The organism is Paraburkholderia sacchari (assembly GCF_000785435.2).
Lineage (GTDB): Bacteria > Pseudomonadota > Gammaproteobacteria > Burkholderiales > Burkholderiaceae > Paraburkholderia > Paraburkholderia sacchari.
The window spans coordinates 93,119-117,734 of sequence record NZ_JTDB02000012.1; the positions used below are offsets into that span (position 1 = coordinate 93,119).

General features: G+C 61.4%; 21 protein-coding genes. 13 read left to right on the plus strand and 8 right to left on the minus strand.

The window, feature by feature from the left end:
• Positions 1–80: 80 nt before the first annotated feature.
• From NH14_RS29205 to NH14_RS29215, 3 genes are read left to right on the plus strand one after another with little or no spacing between them, the layout of a single operon-like run.
• Positions 81–434: a HigA family addiction module antitoxin gene (locus NH14_RS29205; RefSeq protein ID WP_035533540.1), complete on the plus strand. Its 354-nt coding sequence runs from the start codon at positions 81–83 to the stop codon at positions 432–434.
• Positions 424–1,935, plus strand: coding sequence for an ATPase domain-containing protein (locus NH14_RS29210; protein ID WP_052148501.1), 1,512 nt, complete (start codon positions 424–426; stop codon positions 1,933–1,935). The genes NH14_RS29205 and NH14_RS29210 overlap by 11 nt, the downstream gene beginning before the upstream one ends.
• Positions 1,922–4,036 (plus strand): hybrid sensor histidine kinase/response regulator, encoded by a 2,115-nt coding sequence (locus tag NH14_RS29215; RefSeq protein ID WP_052148500.1) that lies wholly within the window; start codon positions 1,922–1,924, stop codon positions 4,034–4,036. Before NH14_RS29210 ends, NH14_RS29215 begins: the two co-directional genes overlap by 14 nt.
• Positions 4,037–4,076: 40 nt before the next feature.
• Here NH14_RS29215 and NH14_RS29220 read toward each other — a convergent pair whose 3' ends face one another.
• On the minus strand, positions 4,077–5,534 hold the full coding sequence (locus NH14_RS29220) for an NCS1 family nucleobase:cation symporter-1 (protein ID WP_035533536.1): 1,458 nt from the start codon (positions 5,532–5,534) through the stop codon (positions 4,077–4,079).
• Between the two features lie 323 nt (positions 5,535–5,857).
• On the opposite strand from NH14_RS29220, the gene NH14_RS29225 reads away from it, so the two are divergent.
• Positions 5,858–6,487 (plus strand): DUF2127 domain-containing protein, encoded by a 630-nt coding sequence (locus tag NH14_RS29225; RefSeq protein ID WP_152617302.1) that lies wholly within the window; start codon positions 5,858–5,860, stop codon positions 6,485–6,487.
• A 147-nt stretch (positions 6,488–6,634) separates the two neighbouring features.
• Here the strand turns inward: NH14_RS29225 and NH14_RS29230 are convergent, their stop codons facing one another.
• The 6 genes from NH14_RS29230 to NH14_RS29255 form a co-directional block, all read right to left on the minus strand.
• Complete coding sequence (locus tag NH14_RS29230; protein ID WP_035533534.1) at positions 6,635–6,868, minus strand: hypothetical protein; 234 nt, start codon at positions 6,866–6,868, stop codon at positions 6,635–6,637.
• A 171-nt stretch (positions 6,869–7,039) separates the two neighbouring features.
• Positions 7,040–7,297 (minus strand): hypothetical protein, encoded by a 258-nt coding sequence (locus NH14_RS29235; protein WP_052148499.1) that lies wholly within the window; start codon positions 7,295–7,297, stop codon positions 7,040–7,042.
• Between the two features lie 178 nt (positions 7,298–7,475).
• Positions 7,476–8,465 (minus strand): hypothetical protein, encoded by a 990-nt coding sequence (locus tag NH14_RS29240; RefSeq protein ID WP_035533532.1) that lies wholly within the window; start codon positions 8,463–8,465, stop codon positions 7,476–7,478.
• A gap of 66 nt (positions 8,466–8,531) precedes the next feature.
• The gene (locus tag NH14_RS29245; RefSeq protein ID WP_237179804.1) at positions 8,532–9,683 is read right to left on the minus strand and encodes a CapA family protein; all 1,152 of its coding nucleotides are present in this window, start codon (positions 9,681–9,683) and stop codon (positions 8,532–8,534) included.
• 47 nt (positions 9,684–9,730) lie between these two features.
• Positions 9,731–10,180: a CBS domain-containing protein gene (locus tag NH14_RS29250; protein ID WP_035533530.1), complete on the minus strand. Its 450-nt coding sequence runs from the start codon at positions 10,178–10,180 to the stop codon at positions 9,731–9,733.
• 139 nt (positions 10,181–10,319) lie between these two features.
• Positions 10,320–11,288 carry a hypothetical protein gene (locus NH14_RS29255; protein WP_244143505.1) on the minus strand — a complete coding sequence of 323 codons (969 nt, stop codon included), beginning with the start codon at positions 11,286–11,288 and terminating at the stop codon, positions 10,320–10,322.
• Between the two features lie 385 nt (positions 11,289–11,673).
• Here NH14_RS29255 and NH14_RS29260 point away from each other — a divergent pair, with 385 nt between their 5' ends.
• The 4 genes from NH14_RS29260 to NH14_RS29275 all read left to right on the plus strand — a co-directional run bounded on the left by NH14_RS29260 (position 11,674) and on the right by NH14_RS29275 (position 17,529).
• On the plus strand, positions 11,674–12,639 hold the full coding sequence (locus tag NH14_RS29260) for a ribose-phosphate diphosphokinase (RefSeq protein WP_035533528.1): 966 nt from the start codon (positions 11,674–11,676) through the stop codon (positions 12,637–12,639).
• A gap of 92 nt (positions 12,640–12,731) precedes the next feature.
• Positions 12,732–12,890, plus strand: a complete 159-nt coding sequence (locus NH14_RS34185) for a hypothetical protein (RefSeq protein ID WP_407947200.1) — start codon at positions 12,732–12,734, stop codon at positions 12,888–12,890.
• On the plus strand, positions 12,887–14,548 hold the full coding sequence (locus tag NH14_RS29270) for a long-chain-fatty-acid--CoA ligase (protein ID WP_035533526.1): 1,662 nt from the start codon (positions 12,887–12,889) through the stop codon (positions 14,546–14,548). Before NH14_RS34185 ends, NH14_RS29270 begins: the two co-directional genes overlap by 4 nt.
• A gap of 134 nt (positions 14,549–14,682) precedes the next feature.
• A complete protein-coding gene (locus NH14_RS29275) occupies positions 14,683–17,529 on the plus strand; it encodes an AMP-binding protein (RefSeq protein ID WP_035533525.1) in 2,847 nt (948 codons plus the stop codon).
• 160 nt (positions 17,530–17,689) lie between these two features.
• Here the strand turns inward: NH14_RS29275 and NH14_RS29280 are convergent, their stop codons facing one another.
• Positions 17,690–18,688: a methyltransferase gene (locus NH14_RS29280; RefSeq protein WP_035533524.1), complete on the minus strand. Its 999-nt coding sequence runs from the start codon at positions 18,686–18,688 to the stop codon at positions 17,690–17,692.
• A gap of 614 nt (positions 18,689–19,302) precedes the next feature.
• On the opposite strand from NH14_RS29280, the gene NH14_RS29285 reads away from it, so the two are divergent.
• The 5 genes from NH14_RS29285 (at position 19,303) to NH14_RS29305 (ending at position 24,555) form a co-directional block, all read left to right on the plus strand.
• The gene (locus NH14_RS29285; protein ID WP_161790887.1) at positions 19,303–19,572 is read left to right on the plus strand and encodes a superinfection immunity protein; all 270 of its coding nucleotides are present in this window, start codon (positions 19,303–19,305) and stop codon (positions 19,570–19,572) included.
• Between the two features lie 507 nt (positions 19,573–20,079).
• Entirely contained in the window at positions 20,080–20,403 is a 324-nt protein-coding gene (locus NH14_RS29290; RefSeq protein ID WP_035533520.1) for a hypothetical protein, read from the plus strand.
• 218 nt (positions 20,404–20,621) lie between these two features.
• The gene (locus NH14_RS29295; RefSeq protein WP_052148498.1) at positions 20,622–21,551 is read left to right on the plus strand and encodes a hypothetical protein; all 930 of its coding nucleotides are present in this window, start codon (positions 20,622–20,624) and stop codon (positions 21,549–21,551) included.
• 80 nt (positions 21,552–21,631) lie between these two features.
• Positions 21,632–22,675, plus strand: coding sequence for a ferritin-like domain-containing protein (locus NH14_RS29300; RefSeq protein ID WP_035533518.1), 1,044 nt, complete (start codon positions 21,632–21,634; stop codon positions 22,673–22,675).
• The gene (locus tag NH14_RS29305) at positions 22,675–24,555 is read left to right on the plus strand and encodes a hypothetical protein (protein ID WP_035533516.1); all 1,881 of its coding nucleotides are present in this window, start codon (positions 22,675–22,677) and stop codon (positions 24,553–24,555) included. The genes NH14_RS29300 and NH14_RS29305 overlap by 1 nt, the downstream gene beginning before the upstream one ends.
• Positions 24,556–24,616 lie beyond the last annotated feature (61 nt).

The following is a 24,616-nucleotide window of genomic DNA, read 5'->3' on the forward strand; positions in this document are numbered from 1 at the left end:
TGCGCACGCGCTGGCCAGCGCGGCGCCGCTCGGGTACGGCGATTGCTGCTGTCGCGAGACGCTTTACAGGAGACGCGGAAATGCCGGTTGCCCATCTTTCCTCCAGGGTCGTCACAGCGCCCCATCCGGGCACGATCTTGCGCGACCATGTGCTGCCCGGGCTGTGCCTGACCATCAGTCAAGCCGCGCTCGAACTCGGCGTGTCCCGTCAAACCCTGCACCGGCTCCTCGATGGCAGTTCGGCGAACACTCCGGGAACAGCGACCCGTCTCGCGAGACTGTCCGGTGTGCCGTCGATGTTCTGGCTACGCCTGCAGTGCGAGTACGACCTCCAGCGAGCCCACGCTTCGCTGGCGAACATTCTCCCGGCAATACCCAGCCATAGCCTGCCCCAGGAAATACTGAACCAACTGGGAGCGATCGATGCCCACTGATACGGCAGACGTGCGGATGGCCCGAACCGGCGTTCCGGGACTCGACGAGGTCTTGCCGGGTGGACTCACCGAGGGGCACCTTTTTCTTCTGGAAGGGGCCCCCGGGACGGGCAAAACGACCATCGCCCTTCGCTTCCTGATCACGGGTGCACAAGCAGGCGAGCCGGGTCTCTACATCACCCTGTCCGAAACGGAAAAGGAGTTGCGTAACGGCGCCCTCTCACACGGCTGGCGTCTCGGCGAAAACATCGAAGTATTCGAGGTGGTCCCGCCCGAGAGCCTGCTTGACCCCGACCTGCAGCAGAGTCTGCTGTACTCATCCGACCTGGAACTGGGCGAGACTACCCGGGCGATACTCGGCGCATTCGAGCGCGTGAAGCCACGGCGCGTCGTGCTCGACAGTTTGTCGGAGATCCGCCTGCTCGCCCAGAGTTCCCTGCGCTATCGCCGGCAGATTCTGGCCTTGAAGCACTACTTTTCGCGCTTCGGCGCGACCGTTCTGTTGCTTGACGACATGAGTTCCGAAGCCGCCTACAAGACGGTTCACAGCATCGCCCACGGCGTCATCAAGCTCGAAGAACTCGCCCCGGACTATGGAGCCGAACGGCGCAGGCTGAAAATCTCGAAATATCGCGGGTGCCCCTACCGCGGCGGCTATCACGACTTTGCGATCAGAACGGGAGGCGTCCGCGTCTTCCCTCGGCTCGTCGCCGCCGAACACCGCAGCCGGCTTGCCCGCGAGAGCGTCAGCAGTGGCGTCGAGGAACTCGATGCGCTGCTCGGCGGCATCGAACAGGGTTCCAGCACACTGATTCTCGGGCCCGCCGGTGCGGGCAAATCGACCTTCGCGCTGCAGTTTGCGTCCGCGGCGCTCGAGCGTGGCGAAAAGGCTGCCCTGTTCATCTTTGACGAGGACCTCGGCTTGCTGTTCGATCGCACGCGCAAAATGGGATTCGAGCTGGAGGCCATGTTCGAGGCGGGCAATCTGCACGTCGAACAGGTCGATGCGGCAGAAATGTCTCCTGGGGAGTTTGCCTGCAATGTGCGCGCCGCCGTCGATGAGGCACAGGCGAAAACGGTGGTAATCGACAGCCTCAATGGTTATCAGGCGGCCATGCCGGAAGAAAGCGCGCTCGTGGTTCACATCCATGAGTTGCTGCAATATCTGAACCGCCAGGGCGCGACGACTTTCCTCACCGTGGCCCAGCATGGTCTGGTGGGCGACATGAAGGCCCCGGTGGAAGTCACCTATCTTGCGGATACCGTTATTCTCCTGCGTTACTTCGAGGCGCTTGGCCGCGTCCGGCGTGCCGTGTCCGTGATCAAGAAACGCACCGGTCACCACGAAGAAACGATCCGTGAGTTTCGCATCGGCCAGGGCGGGTTGACAGTGGGCGCTCCGCTGGAAGACTTCCAGGGCGTACTGCACGGCGTGCCGTCTTTTGTGGGAAACATCGGACCACTGCTGCAATCCGGGCTCACAGGCAATGGAAACGGCTGAGCGAGACGGCTGCCCTGCGTTAATCCTCGCGCCGTGGGGCCGGGACGCAGCGGTCGCCGAGGCCCTTTTGCGGCAGGCCGGAAGCGCGTCGATCATTTGCCGGGATCTGAGCCATTTATCGGCGCTGCTGGGCGACGAAATCTGCTGCGCGGTCGTGACCGAAGAAGCCCTGCGCGGCGCCGACCTTGCCGCCATCACGGTCTGGTTGGCGACGCAACCGCGCTGGTCGGACTTCCCGTTTATTGTCCTGACGCAGCGCGGCGGCCCTCCTGATGCAAACACCGGCGGGGAGAGCCTGTCGGAGCGGCTAGGCAATGTCATCTTCCTCGAACGCCCGTTTCACCCGAAGACATTCGTCAGCGCGGTGCGCACTGCGCAACGGGGACGTTCCCGGCAATACGAAGCGCGTTCCCTGATTGAGGAACTGCACGAAGGCGATGCACGTCTGCGGACGGCGCTGACCGCCGGCCAGCTGGGCGCATGGGAACTGGAATTGCCAACCTACCGATTGACCGCATCCGGGGCCTGCACGGCAGTTTTCGGCTGGCCACCGGGCCGCCCCTTCACCTTTGGCGATCTGGAAGCGGGCGTCCATGCCGACGACCGGGACCGGCTGCGCGAAGCTGTGCGTCAGAGCACGGAAACGGGCGATGACCTGGCGATGGAATGCCGCAACCTTTGGCCGGACGACACCCTACATTGGGCGGAACTTCGTGCGCGGGTGGTACGTGACAGGAAAAATAACGCCATGCGGCTCGTTGGTGTCTCATCCGACGTCACTGCAAGAAAAACCGCCGAAGATAACCTGCGGCGCCTCAATGAGACGCTCGAAGCAAAGGTGATGGAGCGCACGGCGCAGCTCGAGCGCGCCCACGAGGCGGTGATCGAGGAAGTCCGGCAACGCGAGCGCACCGAAGAAGCGTTGCGCCAGGTACAAAAAATGGAAATGATCGGGCAGTTGACGGGTGGCGTGGCCCATGACTTTAATAATCTGCTCATGGCGGTAATGGGCAATCTCGAACTGTTGCGCAAGCAACTTTCTGGGGAAAGAATTGTGCGCCTCATCGATGGTGCGCTTCGGGGCGCCCAGCGCGGCGCGTCACTGACCCAACGTCTGCTCGCATTCGCCCGGCAACAGGACCTCAGAATCAAACCCACTCATCTAGCCAGGCTGATTCGTGGCATGACCGACCTGCTCGAACGTTCCGTCGGGGCGAGCATCGAACTGAAGTTCGAGTTGCCTGAGCAGTTGCCACTCACACTTGTCGATGCCAACCAGATCGAACTTGCGCTCCTCAATCTGGTCGTCAATGCGCGCGATGCGATGCCTGAAGGCGGGACGATCACCATACGCGTCGACGCGGTTTCCTCGACCGGGCGCGCGGAACTCACTGAGGGCGACTACGTGCGTGTGACCGTGAGCGATACCGGCTGCGGAATGGATGCTGCAACACTCTCAAAGGCCACCGAGCCTTTCTTCACGACGAAGGAAGTCGGCAAGGGCACGGGGCTGGGTCTTTCCATGATCCATGGTCTCGCTCTCCAGCTAAACGGCGCGTTGCGGCTCGTTAGTGAGGCCGGGCGCGGCACGCAGGCCGAGTTGTGGCTGCCCGTCACCTCACAAGCCTCCGGCGCGCCGGCGCAGGAAGAATTCGCAAGGCAGGGAAATTCGCCAGTCGTTGCTCGCGCAACTATTCTTCTGGTTGACGACGACCCCCTCATCTCCACGAGTACTTCGTATCTGCTCGAAGACCTGGGCCACGAGGTCATCGAGGCCAACTCGGGCGCGGATGCGCTGGACGTCCTCAGGACGGGGCAGCGAGTGGACCTCCTGATCACCGATTATTCGATGCCCAAAATGAACGGCACGCAGCTGGCATACGCCGCGCGTGAGTTGAGACCCGGTCTTCCGATTCTCATCGCCACAGGATACGCAGATCTGCCGCAAAAGACGAACATGGACATTCCGCGACTGCGCAAGCCTTATCAGCAGCAACAGCTCCTGGCCGAGATATCGAAAGCGCTTTGCGGTGTGCAAGCGCGTCCAACGTCATCAAGCGCGCGCAACGTCAGTGACACGACGGATCCGGAGGTCGACTAAGCCGGGGAAGTCGCGCGTTCCGGCGTTTTGCAGAAAGCCCTCAGGTGCGAGTCGCCGCGGCCACGTTACGCGGCCGTAGCGTCGTCATGATCATGTACAGGCCGCCGCCGATCACTACGCCGAAGAACCAGCCATAGGTATTCCACCAGGCCGGCAGCAGGTTGGAAAAGTTGGGCAGGAAAGTCGAAAACACGCTGCCGATCACCGCGGCAGCTACCGCATTGACGTTCCAGCCTCCTTCGTAGCGGTACTCGCCGTGTTCCTGGTAGAGCGCCGCGACATTGATGTTGCCCTTGGCCAACAGATAGTAGTCCGCCAGAATTATCCCTAGCAGCGGGCCCATGGTGGCGCCGATCGCGTTCACGAAGCGCGCGGCGCCGCCTTCCCACGGCGCGAACGGGTAAAGCACCAGCGCGATCGCCGCAGCGATGTAGCCGCCCACCTTGAAGCTGATCCGCTTGGGGAACACGTTGGAGATATCAAATGACGCCGAGACAAAATTGGCTACCACGTTGATGCCTAGCGTGGCCACTGCGAAGGTCAGCGCCGCGATGAGCGCCAGCACCCAGTTCTCGAACTTGGCGGAGATCTGTTCGGGGTGCAGCAGCGCTTCGCCATACACCTTGAAGGCTGCGATGGTGGTGACGCCGGCGACCAGCGAGAACGCGATCAGGTTGACCGGCAAGCCCCACAGATTGCCTTTCTTCACTGCACTGCGGTTCTTCGCGTAGCGCGAGAAATCGCAGAAGTTCAGGTACAGCGCTGCGAAGTAGGTGATCCAGGTCGCACCCACGGCCATGAGCGCCCAGAATGAACCGGGCTCGCCGTTAATGCCCGCGTCCCTGGTCTTCTCGAGCAGCACGTTCATCGGAATGCCATGGCTGAACGAGAAGCCGCCGGCCTTGATGCACAGGCCGATCGCCAGGATCAGCATCGCGACCCATACCGCCGGACCGGCCCAGTCCTGGAATCTGCGCACTGTCTCCATGCCTTTCTGGATAATGAGCAGTTGCAAGGCCCAGATGATCACGTAGCAGATCACTTCCAACCCCGAATGGCCGAGGAAGTGCGTGCCCTTGTGGAACTGCATCAGACTATCGCTTCGGATCAGCAGTGCGACTATCGCGCCCGAAGCCGCCGCAGTCTGCGCGCCGTACCAGAAACAGGCCACCACGGCACGCACGAGCGCTGCCAGATTGGCGCCCCACACGCCGAAGGAGGCGCGCGCCAGCACTGGGTAAGGCACACCGGTCTTTTCGCCAGCGAAGCCAATCAGGTTCATCAGCGCGAAAATCACCAGCGAGCTGAGCCCGATCGCCAGCACGAAGTTGATAAAGCTGCCGCACAGCAGGAACAGGCTGGCAGCGAGGTAGTAGCCCCAGAGGCTGTGCACGTCCGAGGTCCAGACGTTGAAGATGCTGAAGGCACCCCAGTTGCGCTCCCTGGCGGGCGCCAGATCTTCGTTGTAGAGGCCGGGGGAAGGGTTACGGATTTCCATCTGTCGTCTCCTCGGGAGTTCGTGGAACTCAGGCAACACCGCCGGGCTTTGTGCCCGGGCGTTGTGCGATTGCCCGCAACCATGGGCGGCCTGCACTTCGTCATATCTCTGAGTGAATGCTTGTCCACTTTGCGGCCTTTAACAAGCGCGATTTCAGCCTTCCCCCGCACGTCAATAGCTTATCGATGTTTCCAATGTAATTTCTCACATTTTGCCTAATATCTAAGCGTGCGCGAGGCACCCCGGCCCGCGCACTACCTCGAAGCCCGCGCTCCCGTGCGGGCGTTTTTTCGGCTGGATCTTTGGTCATAATGGTCAGTCGAATGCCTGGCGCCGACGAGGTGCGGGAAGGCAGAAAAACCAGCGAACAGCGGCTGCGTGAGCCTGGTCTGGCCGGCCGCGCAATATTGGAGAGACCTGGAGAGACTCCCGTGATCGGCTTGAAGCGATTTCTCGACGAAAAGAAGCTTCACCTCGTATTCGAAGTGAGCCTGTGGTTCAAGGCCGTATTTGCACTTTCGGAAATCGTTGCGGGTATCGCCACGTACTTCGTTTCTCAGCGACTCTTTTTGACGCTCGTGACCTGGGTTACCCGGGAGGAGTTTGCCGAAGACCCCCACGATCTCGTAGCCAACTTTCTTCTCCATTCAGTACAACATCTTTCCGTCGACACCCAGAAGTTCGCCGCCATCTATCTGCTCGCCCACGGCGTGACCAAGCTCTGGCTGATTATTGGCCTGCTGCGAGAGAGGCTCTGGTATTACCCTGTATCAATAGCCGTTTTTGGCTTGTTCATCGCCTACCAGCTCTACCGGTTTTCATTCACGCATTCGATCTGGCTGCTGCTCATTACAGCATTGGACGTCGTCATTCTTGCTCTTACGTGGCACGAGTACCTGCATCTTCGAAACGCCGGCATTCAGCCAACCGTCAATCCGCCTTCGACGGACTGACCGCAAAACCTCATATGCGATGTCCCGTGCTGCGCGAACACGATCCGGACACCGGACGCTTTCAGCAGGCGCTGCAGCATGTGCGAAACGTGCACAGCCGATGGCGCGCAGCCCATACGCTGCATTGCAGTCGAGCCTGCCACGGTTTCAAATCAGATCATATTCGCGCATCATTTCGACGATCACCGCTTTCAGAGGCGCCTGCGAAGCCCCTCGAAACTCGTCGATAACCCAATTACAACCGCCGTTCTCCGCCGGATCGACCTTGCGCGGAATTGAAATGTCGCAATCGCGACAACTATCATCGAGATCGGCGCTCCCTTGAATCCGGCGCAAAATTTCCTCCCGAATTTTTTCTGCGGTACCCACGTTCTTGATCATGTCTTCCTCCTTAGCTCAACCAGAATCTCTTCCTGCCTGAATCACGGCAGTCGGGGCTACGCCAGCGCACTCACGCTTGCGCCGCTTGCCTTATTCTTCCGTGCAGCAATCTGAGACTATTGACCCATGTCAGCGGTTGTTATCGTTAGCCGGTCTCGTGGGAGCGGCACATCAGTCCGCCTCCGGCTGGATCTTTCCGGACTGGTTTTCAGTCTGCAGTCGATGCACGCGGGCAAGCAGTTCAACAGCCTGTCTTTCCAGGGCTAAGTCGCGCGGCTGCTCGTCGAGGACGGCCTTGAGCCGCGCCTTCCAGTACGCCGGATCATTGATCGGCATCCGAAGCGAAAGGTACGCCCGCGTCTGTTCGAGCAACGCGATGGCAGCCCTGATGTGCAACAGTTCACGTTCCATTTCACGGTACGAGCGCATGGCATTCCTCCGATCGGCCAATAGTGCCGTTTGTCGAAGGTGAATAATGCGCAGACGTATCCATTGGAAAAATGATCCTGGTCAATGGAGATTGTGGCTGGTGCATTGCGTCGTCGATACCCGCCGCAAACGGCGCCCATACATCTCCGCACTGAACGTATATGCGCGCCCGTCCACGTCAACTGGATTCGCCGCCCGTATTGTCCCGGCTCGCCCCGCCATAGGCTTTGCGAAACGCGGCAACGAACGCGTCGCACGCCCCATGCGGCAGACCGCCGATCCCCGCAGCTCCACTTCTTCCCGCTCCGCCGAATTGCCTGCAAAGACGATCGGCCCCAAGTGGCGCCGCAACCGGCGCGCGCACGCTCACTGTCCAGGCTCCGTCCGTTGCGGGCGTCAGCACCGCATGAGCCCGACCGGGCGCTGCCAGCGCAAGGCGATTCGCGAATGTGCCGCGTACCCGGCGCGCCCAGCGCTCATCGGGCAACGTGTACACCTCGATGCCGGCCGATGCGATCGCCGGGCGCTGCGCGCATGCGAGCTTCAGGTCCTCGCACCGCGCTTCCCCGATTTTTTCGAGCAGCGGGCACGCCGCAACGAAATCGAGTGGGTCCACATAGGGCACAAGCTGGGCGTAGAGCGCGGCGGGTGCGATGAGGAGATCGTCCATCGTGTCGCCATAGCCGGCGTAGTTCACGTTCTCCCCCAGTTCGCGCAACCGTGCATCGTCGTCGGACTCGATACCCGCGAGCCGCGCGAGCCGTTGAGCGGCGCCCGGCAGGTTGTCGCCATAGGCGGCCGCAACCGCCCACGCGCGATGGCGGCCGCCCAGGCGCCGGTCGACAAGGATGCTGGTGCAGACATCGGGTGCCGTGTCGATGTCCGCATGCAGAAGCGGGTGCCGCGGCAGGTCCGTGGCGACGTGATGGTCGATATAGTCGATCGCCACGCCGCGCCCAAGGAGTGCAAGTACCGCAGCGCGATTGACATCGAACGACAGATCGAGCGCGGTCACGTGATCGCCGCAATGCGCCGCGACTCGCCGCAGCAGCGCGTTGTCCCGTTTCGGCCCGGTAATCAGCACTGCATTGCGTGGCGTCGCGAGCCGCAGTTGATGCAGCGCGAACAGGCCATCCGCGTCGCCGTTGCACACGTCAAAGTATTGCATCGTGCTCCTCGCTTGCATGCACTCGTTCGCGTGCGCCAGCGGCGCACCTCGCCCTGATGGTCCCGTTCACCCATGCAGCGTGAAGGTATTCGTGGGGGTGTCACGCTCCACCTCCACGCCGTAGCGCGCGCACTCCCGCCGCAGCGTTGCATGCAGCCATGCAGCCCCCTCGTCCGGCGCGTGCCCCACGCGCAAATGCCGTATCTGCATTGGCTGTGCCGTGAATTCCACGACGGTTCCTTTTGCCGGATCCATGACGAGGAAGTACATGAGCGTGAGATCGGGCCGATAGTGTTCGTTGCCCGGAATGCCCTCGTAGTCGTTCAGGAAATCGCCACAGCCATAGAGCACAGGCTTGCCACGATAGACTTCGATACCCCGGATATGGTGCGACGAATGGCCGTGGATCACGTCCGCCGCGCCAGCATCGATCAGGCGCTTGGCGAATGCACGCTCGGCGTTCGAGACATCGAAGCCCCAATTGCCGCCCCAATGCAGCGATATCACGACGATGTCGCCCGTCCGGCGGACCTTGGCAACACGGCATGCAATTTCCCCAACGCTTTTTGTGGAAAGATCGGGAAGCACGTTGACACCGGCCCGCCGTGCGGCGGCCGCCCAGTCCCCGGGCACGCCGGCTGACTCGCTCCCGTATGCATAGACGAGGAGCCGCCCATGTCCGGCAATACCGATGATGGCGGGCGTGGCAGCTTCTTGCGCATTGCGCCCGGCGCCGGCAGTGAGAATGCCAGCGTCGTGAAGCGAGCTGAGCGTTTCGTTCAGCCCCGCATGTCCCCAGTCCAGTACATGATTGTTCGCGAGCACACAGCAATCGATGCCCGCCGCGCTCAGACACGCGAGATTGGCCGGGTCCATGCGGTAGTGAACGGATTTGCCGGGCCAGTGCTCAACGCTTGCGGTCACGGCCGTCTCGAGATTCACGATGCGCGCATGCGGCTGGCGCCGCGCAAGCACGGCGAGGGCGTCGCCCCACGGATACGCGTAGCCGACCGGTAATGGCAGCTTGCCCGTGGCCCGCTCCGCGAGCTTCACATACTCCTTCGCAGACCGCACAAAAGGCTCGAACAGTTGAGGCCCGGCCGGATGGGGCAGGATCTGGTCGATGCCGCGCCCCGTCATGACATCGCCGCACAGGAAGAGGCTCAAGGCACTCGTGCGGGCTGCGCCCTTCAGGGCGCTTTCAACCATCGATTTCATTGCCGGTTGCCTTCGTATTGCCAGTTGCGGCGCTGCCGCGGCATCGGCTAGGCGCGAAAGCGTTGCTCCTCAATTTCTTGAAGCTTGGGCACTTCGGCCACTCCGCCGAGCAGCGCGGCGAGATATCCCACAATGTCGTCGAGCGTAACGATACCGGTAAGGCATCCCGCGTCGTCCACCACCGGTAGCCGGCGAATCCCCGAACGACGCATTTCGTCTAGCGCGACGGCAATCTCGTCGGTCTCGGCCACGACAATCAGACCGCGCGACATGATCTGAGCGGCCGTGACCGCGCCCGGATCCTCGCCCCTCGCCATCACCTCGACCACAAGATCGCGATCCGTCACCAGTCCGACCGGCACGGCGTCGCCATCGCGATATTCGATCACGACGATATCGCCCACGTGCGAACGACGCATACGTTCGGCCAACTGCAGCGCGTTACATTCGGCTGTGCAGGATTCGACGGGCTGGGTGCTGATTCTTCCGATATGCATGATTCGGCTCCTGTTCCGATGATCGGGGTGGAGCGCCGGGAAAGCGTTGCGCCCCTCGTGCGATGAGGTTAGGTTCCGCTAGCGCGCCAGCGTTGACGCACATCAATGTATCGGGTCCGTCCATGAAAGCCGTCCGGGCTCAGACGAGCAGTCCGGCATTCGTGTGCAGCAGCTGCCTGCAGCGTTGCAGGTGCGCGCGGGCAAGTCCCAGATAGCATCGCGTGCGCTCGATCCAGCGCGGCGAGCCGCGATATGCCGCCTCGCGCAGATGCAGTGCCGCGAGACGAGCGCGTACGGCCGCGCGCAGGCTTTGGTAGAAGTGCACGAGCGCCGCTTCCGGGCGGTCGCCACTCGCATTGCGCCACTCGCGCAAGAGGGCGCGACCGATCTGCTTCGCGCCAAGCCGCTCGCATTCCAGCGCAAGGAATGCGATTTCGTCTGCGCAATCGACAGTGCGCAGCACCTTCGAGAGCGTCAGGCAGTCGATGATCTGCACCGGCTTCAAGAGGCAAACGTGCTCGGGGCGCAAGTCTCCGTGGCCCTCCACGATGCGCCCCTCGCGCACACGCTGATCGAGATGCCGGCGCAACTGCGTCAGCGCCTCGCGCTGGCTATTGCAGAGCGCGACGATCGCCACAGCGTCCTGTTGCAGCGCGGGGCCGCACAAATCGCGCTCATTGGCATCGATCAGGTCACCAAGGTTGCGCCGGTACTGCGCGCCCTGAATCGCGAGCCGGGGCCGCGCCGCATAGAACGCAACGAGCGTGGCCACTACCGCGCGCAGTTGCGACACGCTCACGGTTTGCGCTGCCAGCGCGGCATCGAGCATGCGCGACGCGGGCAGACGACGCATCTGTACAAGCCACTCGACCACACGCCCTTTGCTATTCACCGACAACGTGCCCGCCCTGTCGAGCGTGAGCGGCAGCACGGCCAGATAAACCTCTGGCGCGAGGCGCCGGTTGAGCGCGAACTCCCTGCGGCAGTCGCGCTCCCGCGCGCCGAGCGCGCTCAGGTCCGAACCGGCATGCCGCACCGGCTTCTTCACTTTCCAGGCGAACCGCCTCGTAAGAAAGACCCACGACAAATGCGTCTCGATGACGGTCACACTGCGCGTCCTGTCCGGCCAGATGGCCGGTGAACGCAGACGCTCGATCGCTTCACGCGGCCCGAATCGTGACGCACTGCACGGCGGACACGGAGGGCGCCGCGGCCGCTGCAATTGACGCTTCACGCGAATGCGCATACGCGCCGACGGTCTGCGTGCAGCATTGACAACGGGCATAAGAGTGCTCCTTGCGGCAAGCCAGCACCCACTGTCCGCCGTGCCCTCCCCCGGTGGCTTGATTCAGATCAGCAAGCGCCCGAAAGAAGCGCCGTCCCGCCGAACTTGACATGCATCAATCGCGCCGCCGCCGATCGCGCCACGATGGGCATCTGGCGCACGCGCGCGGCCGCAGGCCCGGCGCGCGGTTTGCGCATCTGGAGCCGTCATGATGAACACCGCGCCGATGCTCTTTTCTCCGCCCACTTCACATGCGTTTGCGCAACGGGTAGCCTCGGCTCTCGGCGTTGCGCTGGCCGAGCACGAGTGGCGCCCCTTCGAGGACGGCGAACACAAAATGCGCCCGCTCGAAAGGGTGCGCGGGCGCGACGTCTACGTGATTCATTCGCTTTACGCCGAGCCCGGTCACAGTGTGAACGACAAGCTTTGCGAACTGCTCTTCTTCGTGGGCGCGCTGGTCGACGCCTCAGCCGCGCACGTCAATGTCGTCGCCCCGTATCTTTGCTATGCACGCAAGGACCGGCGCTCGCAGACGCGCGACCCCGTGACCACGCGCTACGTCGCGCAGCTCTTTGAGGCGGTGGGCGCAGCGCGCTTCATCACACTCGACGTCCACAATCTTGCCGCCTATCAGAATGCGTTTCGCGTGCCGGCCGAGCATCTCGAAGCGAACGGCATGCTCGCGCAGTGGTTCGCCGGGCACTTGCGTGAGACGCCGCTCGTCGTCGTTTCGCCCGATGCGGGCGGCGTTCGGCGCGCCGAGGATTTTCGTGCGCGGCTCATGAAGCTGCTCGGACGTCCGGTCGAAGCAGCATTCGCTGGGAAGCTGCGCGCCGGCGGAATCGTCACGGGCAAGCCGATCGTTGGTGACCTTGAGGGACGCTGCGCAATCATCGTCGACGATTTGATCGGCACAGGAACGACACTCGCAAACGTTGCCGGCCATTGCCGCGCGCTTGGCGCGACCGAGGTGCATGCGACTGCGACCCACGGCCTCTTTCTTGGCGGCGCCTGCGAGAAACTTGGCAACGGCGCGTTGGCGAGCGTAGTCGTAACCGACAGCGTCGCGCCGTGGCGCGTGCCGGACGGGCCGCTGCTCGAGCGTCTGACCGTACTCGACAGCGCGCCGCTCTTTGCCCAAGCCATCACCCATATCCACACGAGCGCGCCATAGGCGACCCATGCATGCGCTGGCGCGGTTTTCGCGAGGAGTGCAACTCGGTACGGCTTTGTCACGTTGGCGAAGCAGTGAAGTAAGACGCCAGCATGAAGAAGAAATCGCTCTACAATGGCCTCCGGTTTCCGGGTGCCGTCATTAGTTGCGCTGTTTGCTGGTACTTTCGCTTCAACCTGAGCCTGCGCGGTGAGCCGTATCTGCTGTGGCGCACAGTCGACGAACAAGGTGCCGAATGGAGCAAGCCATGACGCGTGCAGATACCGCAGATCTCCATGGGGCCGAGCCGCCAGCCGCGGCGGCTATCGATGCCACAAGCGTTCGAACGTTACCCGCCATGTTCGAGCTGGCCTGCACGCGTTACGCCAGACGCCCCGCGTTCAGTTCATTTAATCATACGATCGAATATCGAGAGGTTGCGCGATATGTGCGCCGCTTCTCGGATTTTCTGATCAACGAATTTGGGCTTGCGCCGTCCGAGCGCGTGGCGCTCATCTTGCCGAATGGCTTGCCCTATGTAGTGGCTTTCTTCGGCATACTCCGCGCAGGGCTCGTCGTGGCAAACGTCAACCCTCTGGCGACACCCCGCGAGATACAGATTCAGCTATCTACGGCGGCAGTTTCAGCGATCGTGGTACTCGATAATTTCGCACACAAACTCGACAATATTCTCGATGAGAATCAGAGGAAAGCCGTCGTATCGGTCGCGCCAAGCGATCTGCTTCCGCTTCCCAAACGCATTGCCATCGACTTTGTGCAGCGCGTTATTCGTCACTCTATTCCCTCACGAAAACCTGAATACTGGACCTTCGGTGCCGCCATGTCGCGCCGGTACCCAAACGGGCAGCGTCACCCGCGCGCCTGCCTCGACGATGTGGCGCTGTTGCAGTTCACAGGAGGTACGACAGGCACCCCGAAGTGTGCAATGCTCACACACCGCAACCTCGGCTCCAACGTTGCACAGATCCGTGCATGGCTGGGTGAAGCGTTTTGTTCCACGCCTCAGACCGTTCTCACGCCGCTGCCGCTGTTTCATATCTTCGCGCTGACTGCCAGTCTTCTGACATTCGTCGAACTTGGCGGATGCAATGTGCTCGTGACCGATCCGCGCGATATCGCCGGGCTCGCAAGAACCTTGCGCCGCACGCGGCCCACCGCCCTGTTAGGCGTGAACACGCTGTTCCGTGCCCTTCTCGATGCGCCGCATTTCCGGGCTATCGACTGGTCACGTCTGCGCCTTGTCATCGGTGGCGGCGCAGCGATTGATCCATCCGTTGCCGCACGATGGCAGACAGCAACAGGGATGCCGATCGTCGAAGGTTACGGGCTGACCGAGGCCTCGCCAGTCGTGTGTGTGAATCCCACGGATGCAACGCATTTTTCCGGATCGGTCGGATATCCACTGCCTTCAACCGAAGTCAGCATTCGCGACGACGACGATGCCGTGGTCGCTGCGGGGAGCGTCGGCGAGGTGTGGGTCCGGGGACCGCAGGTCATGCGCGGTTACTGGATGAACCCTGACGAGACGGCCAAGGTCATCTCGCACGATGGCTGGCTTCGCACTGGGGACGTTGGTTACTTCAATCCCACGCAAATGCTCGTGCTCGTGGATCGCAAGAAAGACGTGATCATCGTGTCGGGTTTCAAGGTGTATCCATCGGAAGTGGAAGACGTGGTGACCAGGCTCCCCGGCGTGACTGCTGCTGCAGCAGTCGGCGTGCCGGATGAACGGACGGGACAGGCCGTGAAACTGTTCGTCGTCCCGACCTCGACGAGCCTTACCGCAGCAGTCGTGCTGGCACATTGCCGCGCCAACTTGAGCGCCTACAAGGTTCCCAGGTTCGTTGAGTTCCGCGAATCCTTGCCCCTGAACCAACTGGGCAAGGTACTGCGCCGCGCGCTGGCCTGACGCACAGGGAATGCGACCGCACCGCCACGACCGCTGAATTGCACAGCAAAGCACCACACTGCAACTGATAAAGATCAAGCGCTGCCTTCTGCATGGCACCTAAGGTTTAACTTGCCCCACCGTGGTCACGTGAAATGAAAGATGACGCCACCGGCCGCTCGTCGGCCAACGTTCAGCGCTTGCTGGAGATAGTCGACGCCTTTGTGGCAGAGATGAGTCCCAGAGGGCACAAGCCGCTTGCCGTGGGCCTTGAGAGCCACTTCGAACGTGACCTCGGCCTGGATAGTATTGCTCGCACGGAACTGCTGGCCCGCATCGAGAAAACCCTCGGCGTGCGCTTTCCGCTTGATCTGTTCGGGCAGGCGGTCACGCCACGTGATTTGCTGTGCTTCCTCGACGAAGACGCATCCGGGCAGTCCAGTTCCCCTGTCGGTGGCATCGAGCTTAGTGCGCCGGGCGGTGCACTCGACCCCCCAACAGATGCAAGAACGCTGGTCGAGGCACTACAGTGGCATGCATCGCGACGCCCCGAACGCACTCATATCGTATTTCTCGAGGAGGACGCCGCGTCACATACGATGACCTATGCGGCACTGCACGAGGCCGCCCTGCGGGTATCGCGCGGGTTGCGCCGGCTGGGCGTCAACCCGGGAGATACCGTCGCACTAATGCTGCCAACAGGCGACGACTATTTCGCGTGCTTCGCCGGCATACTGCTCCTCGGCGCCATCGTCGTGCCCGTATATCCGCCCGCACAATCCGCACGGATCGACGATCACCTGGCGCGGCACGCGGCGATTCTTTCCGATGCTCGCGCACGCGTCATGATTGTGCCCTCGCACTCGTTTGGAGCCGATCTTCTGGCCAAGGCCAGGATTCCAACATTACTTGAGATCATTGCAGCGCCTCAACTGATGGGCGAGGTGGATACCGAACGGTATGTCCCGCACGCCGAAGACGTCGCGCTGCTTCAGTACACGTCCGGCAGCACCGGCATGCCAAAAGGCGTCGTGCTGACTCACGCGAACCTGCTCGCCAATATCCGGGCGATGGGTCAGACTGCCCGGATCGAGGAACACGACATCTTCGCGAGTTGGCTTCCCCTGTATCACGACATGGGTCTGATTGGAGCGTGGTTCGGCCCGCTCTACTTCGGAATTCCACTGGTTCTGATGTCCCCGCTGACGTTTCTCGCACGTCCCGCGCGCTGGCTGCAGGCAATCAGCCATTACAATGCCACCATTACGGCAGCGCCTAACTTTGCCTATGAGCGCTGCACACGGAGGATCGAGGACGCCGATCTCGAAGCCATCGATTTGTCCTCATTGCGCCTTGCATTTTGCGGCGCCGAGCCCATCAGTGCGTCCACCATGCGCGCATTTGCTACCCGCTTTGCCAGCCATGGGTTCAGGCAGACTGCCTTGACCCCTGTCTACGGCCTCGCAGAAAACACGCTCGGACTGGCGTTTTCGGAGCTTGGCCGCGGCGTGCGGATAGACTGTATCAGTCGCGTCAAACTGGCTGACTCGCAGCGTGCAGCACAAGCAGAATCTCCTGATGACGCGCTCGAACTCGTGTCGTGTGGACGCGCGTTACCCGGCAACCGGATTCGTGTTGTCGATGCCGCCCGCAATGAGGTATCCGAAAGAGCGGTCGGAAGGATTGAATTTCGCAGTCCCTCCGCGACCCGCGGATATTTTCAGAATCCCGCGCTGACCGCACAGCTGATTCACGATAATTGGCTCGATACCGGCGATCTCGGATATATCGCCGATGATGAGCTGTTTATCACGGGCCGCGTGAAAGATCTGGTGATTCGGGCCGGGCGTCACTTTTTTCCATATGAACTGGAAGCGGCCGTTGGGCGTTTGCCTGGAGTACGAACCGGCTGCGTCGCGGTTTGCGGAACGCCCGACGTTGAGACGGGTACCGATAGACTGCTCGTCATCGCAGAGACTCGCGCAACTGCCCCGGCCACGCTCGCGACGATACGCACTGGCATAAACGAAGCCTCTGTGGCCCTGCTGGGCGCTCCGCCAGAAGAGGTCGCTCTGGTTCCACCGCACAGCATTCTAAAGACATCCAGCGGCAAGATCCGCCACGCGGCCACACTCGATCTGTATCTGCGCAGTCACGGGAATCTTCTCCCACGTCCGGCATGGCGCCAGCGGCTCGGCATCGGCGCGAACACCATACTGCCGATTGGCCGACGGCTTCGAACTGCCGGCGAACACTTCGCTTACGGTGCATGGTGCTGGATCACCATCCTCCTTGTAGCGACACCCGCATGGTTGATGACCGTATGGCATCCAGACGCGAATCGAAACTGGAAGATTGCATCGCGCGCCGCACGACTAGCCCTGCGGCTGGCAGGAATTCGCGTGAAAGTGTGCGGCGTCGATCTCAATGACGCCGCGCCGCCAGCGATTTTTGTTGCCAATCACGCGAGCTATCTGGATGGGCTCGTGCTGTTGGCGGCCATTCCCATCCCACTCGGCGTTGTCGCAAAGCGTGAGCTAACCAGCGCGCCGCTGCTCGGCCGCTTCCTTCGCGCGATAGGCGTGCGTTTCGTCGAACGCGCTGACTATCGGCGCATGGCCGACGACGAGCGCGAACTGTTAAAGCAGGCAATGGCTGGAACCGCGCTGCTATTTTTTCCCGAAGCAACGTTCGTCCGATCCGCGGGTCTGCGGCAATTTCGGCTCGGCGCCTTTGTTACCGCGTGCGCTTCGCACCGGCCTGTCATCCCCGTCGCAATCGCGGGCACGCGCGCTGTGCTGCCGGATGGACAGTGGTTGCCAACGAGAGCCGGTATCACCGTTACCGTGCTCCCGGCCCTGGCACCATCGGGAGAAGACATGAAAGCTGCGGCGGACTTGCGCGACGCCGCACGCGATGCAATCGCCACTTGTTGTGGAGAAAGCGTGTTGAGCGAAATTTCCCCACTGGAGATACCCACCAACCGCGCCCCTAATTCATAGCCGTAGTCCTCCTGCTTGATGAAGTGCCGCCGGCGCAGGAGTCTACAGATCAACCGAAGGCCGTGAGCACGTCACAGCGACCTCCGCATGGAGGCGAACGCGCCAATCTGTCCCGCTCGAGAGCGATGGTCGCGGCCTTCCATCGCGTACCACGGGTGTGCTATTCGAATGTAACTAGAGCTTCCGGCGAAGGTGGCAGGGGCGTCACACTGACATTCGAAAAGCCGGCTTCGCGGCCCATCTGCTCAAGCTCGCGCGCGGTATACGCGTCGCCTTGCGGCGTGGATGCAAGCATCACAAATGAGAACGCGGCGGCGAAGGGCGGCGACACGCGATCCTCGTCTGGAACAAACTCCACCGCCAGCGCTCGCCCTCCGGGTCCGAGGCTCTTGCGGACTTTCGAGAGTATTTCGACGCAAGTTGGCGGATCGAAGTGGTGCAAGAAGTTCGTGACCAGAGCCAGATCGAAATTCGTACCCCAATCGACTTCGAATGCACTGCCGGCGACCGTGCGGTAACGCGCATTGACCCCAGCAGCTACGGCGTGCTCCATGGCGACCTCAAGAACCGGCTGCCAGTCGCTCGCCACGACTTCTGCGCCAGGGATCGCCTTGGCAATCGCGATTCCGAACAGCCCATGCCCGGCCGCCACATCCAGCACGCGCTTCGGTGCCACAGGCCAACCGCTCACCTGTTGCGCAATGCTCTGTGCGGTTTGTGCCACGAAGGGTGCCATCGACCGTGCAAATTTCACCCAGACGGGATGGTCTGGGGCAATGTTGCCCAGTCCTGAGGCCCCGCCGTTGCGAACGAACGCGACCGGGTCATCGAGCCATAGTGCCATCATTTCCGGAGCCGCAAGGAAATCCACGATGCTTCCTATCCAGGCGGGCGACGCAGTCGTCAGGAATGCCGAAGTCGACGGCGTCAATCGATACCGTCCCGCTTCCTTCTGCAGAAATCCGTGCACAGTCAGGAAGTCGCAGAGTATGCGCACACCGCGCTTTGCGGCTTTTACCCGCTCGGCTATACGTTCCGGGTCGCCGTGTTCGTCCTCGATGGCGGAGAAGAGATCGAGCGCCACTGCGGCTTTCACAGCGGCCGTTTTCTGGTAGGCCATCGTGGCATCGATAAAGGCCTGCGGAGAGATGTCATCCATGATCGGTCGCCTCTCACAAGAAACCGCACAAACAGGTGTTTGATTCGAGTCTTTCTTCGCAGGAATTCAACTCGTGCGTGAAGGACGGAACCTTTGAAAAGCCTACGCGAACAATGGCTCCGCGTCGAGCGTCCGGGTTGCAGCAAATGGCGCGCGGACGCTCGGCACACGCGTCGCGAAACCAAAGCGCCGCCGTTGCGAGCCTGTCAGCTTTTTGGTTAATCAAGCTTCGTGACGGACGACGAAAGCCCGTGAGCTGCCTGCCCTAACGTGGCCTGCCTGTTTTCGTGCGGAAACCCACATACACACGCCTGTTTTTTTTCGTAAATGTACCCGTCGGGTAATACTCGTCGTGACCGTTCGCCCAGATCGCGAGTGGTCCTGATCACACATGAGATAAGCCTGCATGCCAACCAGAACCGCAGGCATAAAGACGAAGTGATGCACATCGCCCTTGACCAGAGCGATAGAAAAGACATCAAACGGGGGATTGAAAAATGAAAAGGCCTTGCATTCGCTCGGGGCGAACCACCATTGCCGCGTTCTGTAGCGCCAGCCGGTTGCACGACAGCGACACGCATGATGACGGATGTGATCCGGGAGATTGGCTGGTCATGCTGACGCTGCTCTATTTTTTCCCCTCGATCATCGCGTTCAGTCGCCACCATCGCCGCCGCACCGCGATCAATCATCTCAATGCGATATTTGGCTGGTCCGTGATCGGCTGGATTGCCGCCTTCATATGGGCACTGACCTCCCCCGGAAAGGGACTCGCAATGGCGGCCACTGCTGCGCCTGAGTCTACGGGGGATGTTCCTGAACATTTCGCGGCACAGTTGCTCACAGACATCGTCGAGCGCGATCTCACGACTCGATCTCTCTAGACCCTCCGGCATGCCGTTGGCGTCAATGCGTTCCGACCGCACCTATCAACCTGGATAGGACCGCATAGAAGCTTCCCTTCGGCGGCTCTGCATCGACTATATTTTCGTCAGAAGAAAAGAAAGAGATAGAACCTTGGGGACCACGAGTCTTCATGGTCCAACAGCGCATTTGAAGAAGTTCGTCACGCGGGACTATCAGGGGTATGTCCAGACCACACTTCGATTCCTTGAGACCTGCGATTTCAACTCTCCAAAGCAATGCGGATAGCGCCGAACCCGGCCTGTGGTTCGCGCGGTCCGCAACGCGGCACGCCTGATAGCCGCGCGCTCCCTCTCTTCAGCCTGACAGGATCAGGCGAGCAAGTCTTCTCACGCGGCAGATGCCCGATAACGGTCGCTGCCACGATGGCCCTTTCGTGGACGCGAACTGCGGCGCGATCCCGGAGGATCACTGGCAGAACGGCCGCAGCTCACAACGCGCATCACGGTGATGAAGGAGGTTCAATCATGGCTTACAAAAAGCTCGTCAACCAAAGCGGCCTTGCACTTTCCATTCAGTTTGTTTCCCGCCTGGGCTCGGATCCCAATCAGTCAGGTCCCATTGTGACGGTTTCATTGCCGGCCGGCGGGAAGCAAACCGTCGAGTACGGCAATCCACAGAATCCGTATCTCAACGGCCTCGTCGTTTCGTCGGGTTCCGATGGCGCGTTTTCCAACGGCTCGCAGATCGTGACTTCCCGGGGAAGCTCATGGGACAACGTTCTGAATACGAACGACACCCTCACATTCAGTGGCGCCGGCGGCTTGAATGTGACGGGCTCCAACACCTGACTGCCACTCGAACGCTCTGATCCTGCTCCTGTCGGCAGTCACGCTCACTGCCGACAGACAGCAACTCGCTGCCTCAGGAAAACCCGCAGTCCGCGCCAACTCTTACGCATGCCTAATAATAAAGCCTTAACTTTACTTGACCAAACGCTCGTGTATAAATCCTCCAAAATCAAAAAGACGACCTCCCCTCAATAATATAAATCGGATAACTATGCATTATGCACAAGCTCTCCACTGACGCTTCGGTGAAGCCAGAAAAAGAATCGCCTGCAACGCAGACACCCACCGCTCCGATTTATCCGACCTACGGGGTTCACAATCCACCACAATACAGTCCATGCGCCGCGCCGGACTGCCTGTATGGACGTGCGCCCGGCGAGCCATCCGATCCGGTCCTGCCGCTCTACTGGTCCGCGAAGTGGAAGATGTACCGCGTATACAACCGGTACGCCGAGTATCCGCCGCCCTATGACGGCGTCCCGCCGCCTCCGTTGACGGAAGGTGTGGATTACGAAGTGTCTAATGGCGCGAGCTATTACGACAGCACCTGGATCGGGCCAAACGGCGAACGCGGCGCGATGATGGAGTATTACGAGGACCGCGCGCTGCCGATCTTTCCTGGCTCGAATCACTATAGTTGCGCGTACATCTCCCTCGGCAACAATGCGTACTTCCTCACGTTCGAGGAAAACCGCCCGGCCACCATGGTTCCCGTGTGCCTGTTTTCGGCGCTGAACCATCCGCCCATGCGCGACTTCATCAAGCATCTGCCCTACAGCAAGGCAGACAGCGAACGGCTCGGCTCACGCGTGCAGGGATACTCGTTCTGGACGAGCCCCGAAGGAAATCGTCCGCCGATCCAGGTTGGCGTCAGTCCGGACCGCACAAAGGACGGCGCGGTGCTGTTCGGTTACGCCTTCCACAGCAACTGGACCGAAGACGGGACGAGCAGCGCCGAACCCACACTGTATCGGCTGCCGCAGTCGTTCTATTTCTCCGGGTGGCCGGCTGACCCGCCGAACGCGCCTATCGTCAGTCAGAACTTTTACGACTTCTCGTTCACGAAGCCCGACCCAGCCACGACGTGGGACCTCGTCGCACAGCTTGCGAAAGGACAGCCTATCCCGGTCTGCCGGTTCGGGCCCTGAGCAGCTCCTGAGCCGTAGCGCTGCGGCGCACATCCACCTGCTGTTCCGAAAACCGCCCCAATAACTTTACGGAGGCCAAAGTGATTCGCCTGGCCGTTACGAAGCTGACGAGCGTAGAAGATGCGCAATCCCTGCTACAAACCGCAATCGGTGTCGAATTCGGCACATTGCCTCCGTATCTTTATGCGCTGTACTCCATCCCACCGCAGACCAACCCGCAAGCGGCCCAACTCATACGTTCGGTGGCTCTGCAGGAGATGATTCACATGTGCCTCGCGTGCAACATCCTGAACGCGCTGGGCGGCAATCCAGTCATCCACGTACAGCAGTACCCAGGGCCGCTGCCCGGCGATATCGGTCCGAACAACACGCCGCTGACCGTGCACCTGTATCCGTTCTCCAAGGACGCACTGGCGCAGGGCATGGCGATCGAAGAGCCGGAGAATCCGCCCGACTATCCGGTCACGACTGCTGCCCTGCTGGCCGAAGCGGCGCCCAAAGCCGTGACCATCGGCCAGTTCTATGACGCACTCGACAAGTTCCTCGCGACCCTGCCCGCAAGCGCATGGACGCCAAACCGGAATCAGATCGTCGACAAACAATTCTTTCCGGGTCAGCTCTTCGCGGTCAACGGCTACGCGGATGCGCACAAGGCGATCACACAGATCGTTTCTGAAGGCGAGGGAACGAGCGAAGGCAGCGAATACGATCCGCTCGACTTCCAGGACCAGCCCGCGCACTACTTCCGCTTTGGGGAAGTCTTTTACGAGCGCGTGCTGACCAGAGATCCGGGCAGTCAATCCGGCTACACGTGGGGCCCGGCTCGCCTGGAAGTGACGTGGCCGCCTGCCGGGCGCGACCTCACCGACCCTGCCCTGCACAACTTCTCGACCGAGCCGCCCGCCGCGCAGGCGGCGCAAGCGGCCTGCAACGCGGCGTTCACCCGGATGATCGATGCACTGCAGGGCGCCGTTACCGGTGTGGACGGCGCACTCGGCGAGGCAGTGCGTTTCATGTTCGATCTGCGCATGGCCGCGTTGCATGCTTTCTCCGTGCCGTTGAACAACGGTCAGTTCGCCGGTCCCGCCTTTCTTTACGTGCCCAACCTCCATGGAGACAAATGATGAGTGTGCTCGAGATTCCTCGCATTTACTTCAAGGGCAACGTGTCGTGGGACCCGGTGACCACCAACAACTACCCCGTCAATTACGACGAGACAGATTGCACCACCGTCCTGCCGCAGAACCTGCCGACTATCCAGGACGACGTTCAGGCGTTCCGCGACAGAGCGGTGGCCCAGATTGGGGCCAGCGGCAACTGGAACCCGCACGGCACCTATCGTTCGTCTTTCTACGAGACCGCCGTCTGCGGGTTCGATCGTGGCCATGGAACCCAAACCGATGATCCGTTCGCGACCAGCGCAGTGAACTTCACCGGCATGCTGGTCGACCTCGAACCGTTCGGCAGCGTAAGCTCGCAGCTCTTTTTCGATTCGATGCTGTTCGGCGTCGAAGGTGGCTACAGCATTCAGTTGCCGCGCACGTCGCGCATCATCGCGCGGCAGATCAACTTCGGCCGCAACACGTCCAGGCACACCGCAATCGCGGGCATCGCGTCGGTCATCTGGACGACCTGCTTCGCAAAGGCGAACGGCCTGCGCATCAACGCACTCGACTCGGGCATCCTCGCCGATCTGAAAAATGCGCTGGAAGCCGACGACGTGCTGGGCTTGAGCGTCCGGTTCAATGCCTATCGCACCGTCTACTACGACAATGCAGCGCTGACCAACGGCTCGCCGGCCATGGCGCAGGAGGCGCAGCAGCTGGCTGACAAAATCGCCGGTGGCGGCTTTCAGCCGAATCCGGCCCGCAGCCTGATCGTCGGCGTGGTGGGTTTGTGGCGCAAGAACGAGCCGGTTCACGAACCCGGTGACCGCGCGCTCATTCAGGTTGGGGCAACTCCCGCGGTGGGCACCGCCTCGGCACGTTGCAACGTCGACTCGCTCGTCATCGACCTTTCGAATAGCGTGCCGGAAGTCGATGTGGCGTTGACGAAGCAAGACCTCGGCAGGCTCTCCGTCGTGGCCATCGATCAGTCGGGCGCGGTCCAGGAGGAGTTGGGATCGATTCCGTACACGTCGTATGACCGTACGGCTTACGAGGCCAGTGCCGGGCTCGTGACCCTGCCGCTCGCGCCCGGCATGGCGGAAAAAATAGCCGGGCTGAATCTCCAGGTGAATACCGTGCAAGGTCCGATCCTCCGGGAACAGGCGTTTCGCGCCATTCCGCTGACGCCGAACTTCTACGCGGACCAGGAAACGGCAACCTCGGCGTCGTTCCAGGTGTACGAGCACGGCGTGCCGGTCGGCAACGGTGTCGCCTTTCAGTTGAATCAGATGTCATCGGACGGCCAGACGGTTGAAATAAGCATCCCGATGACGACCGACGCCACGGGTATCGCGAAAGTATCGTTGTCCGCCGCTCTGCCAGGCATCACGGCCTACGTGCCCAGCTTTCCGTCGCAGACGGTGAGCTCGTTGAGCACACAGCTCGACACCTATATGTATGTGCGTGTGCTACCCGACGATCCGCAAATCGGTGCGCTACCGCCCACCTGGCCCAATGTGTACAAGTACGTGCTGTCGAACTGGAATGCGATGGCGCCCTGCATGGATAACTGGTTGCGCCTCGACGATCCCGAACAGATCCGTGCGTACGCAACCGTCCTCAAGCGCCTGACCGACCCGGCGGCATTCGAGCATTTCCGGTTCATGCCGATCACGCGGGACATGAGCGCCGGCATGCGTTCGCTGTTATACGCGTGGCTCGATTCGCCGAAGGATCACGAGGCGGAATTGCCATCGCGCGTGCGGCTGCTCAAAAACGTATTGCGGACGCAGCCAGCGACGGCGGTTCAGCGACGGGAAGAGGCCACCCTGCCCCTTGAGACCATGACGCAAACGGAACTCAGCCGTAGCCTGCGCGGAGGACCCAAAGGCAACTAGCGCCTCGCGCTTCTCCCCGCGCTTCTCATCCACGCAGGACAGGAAGCGCGTTCAGCAACAT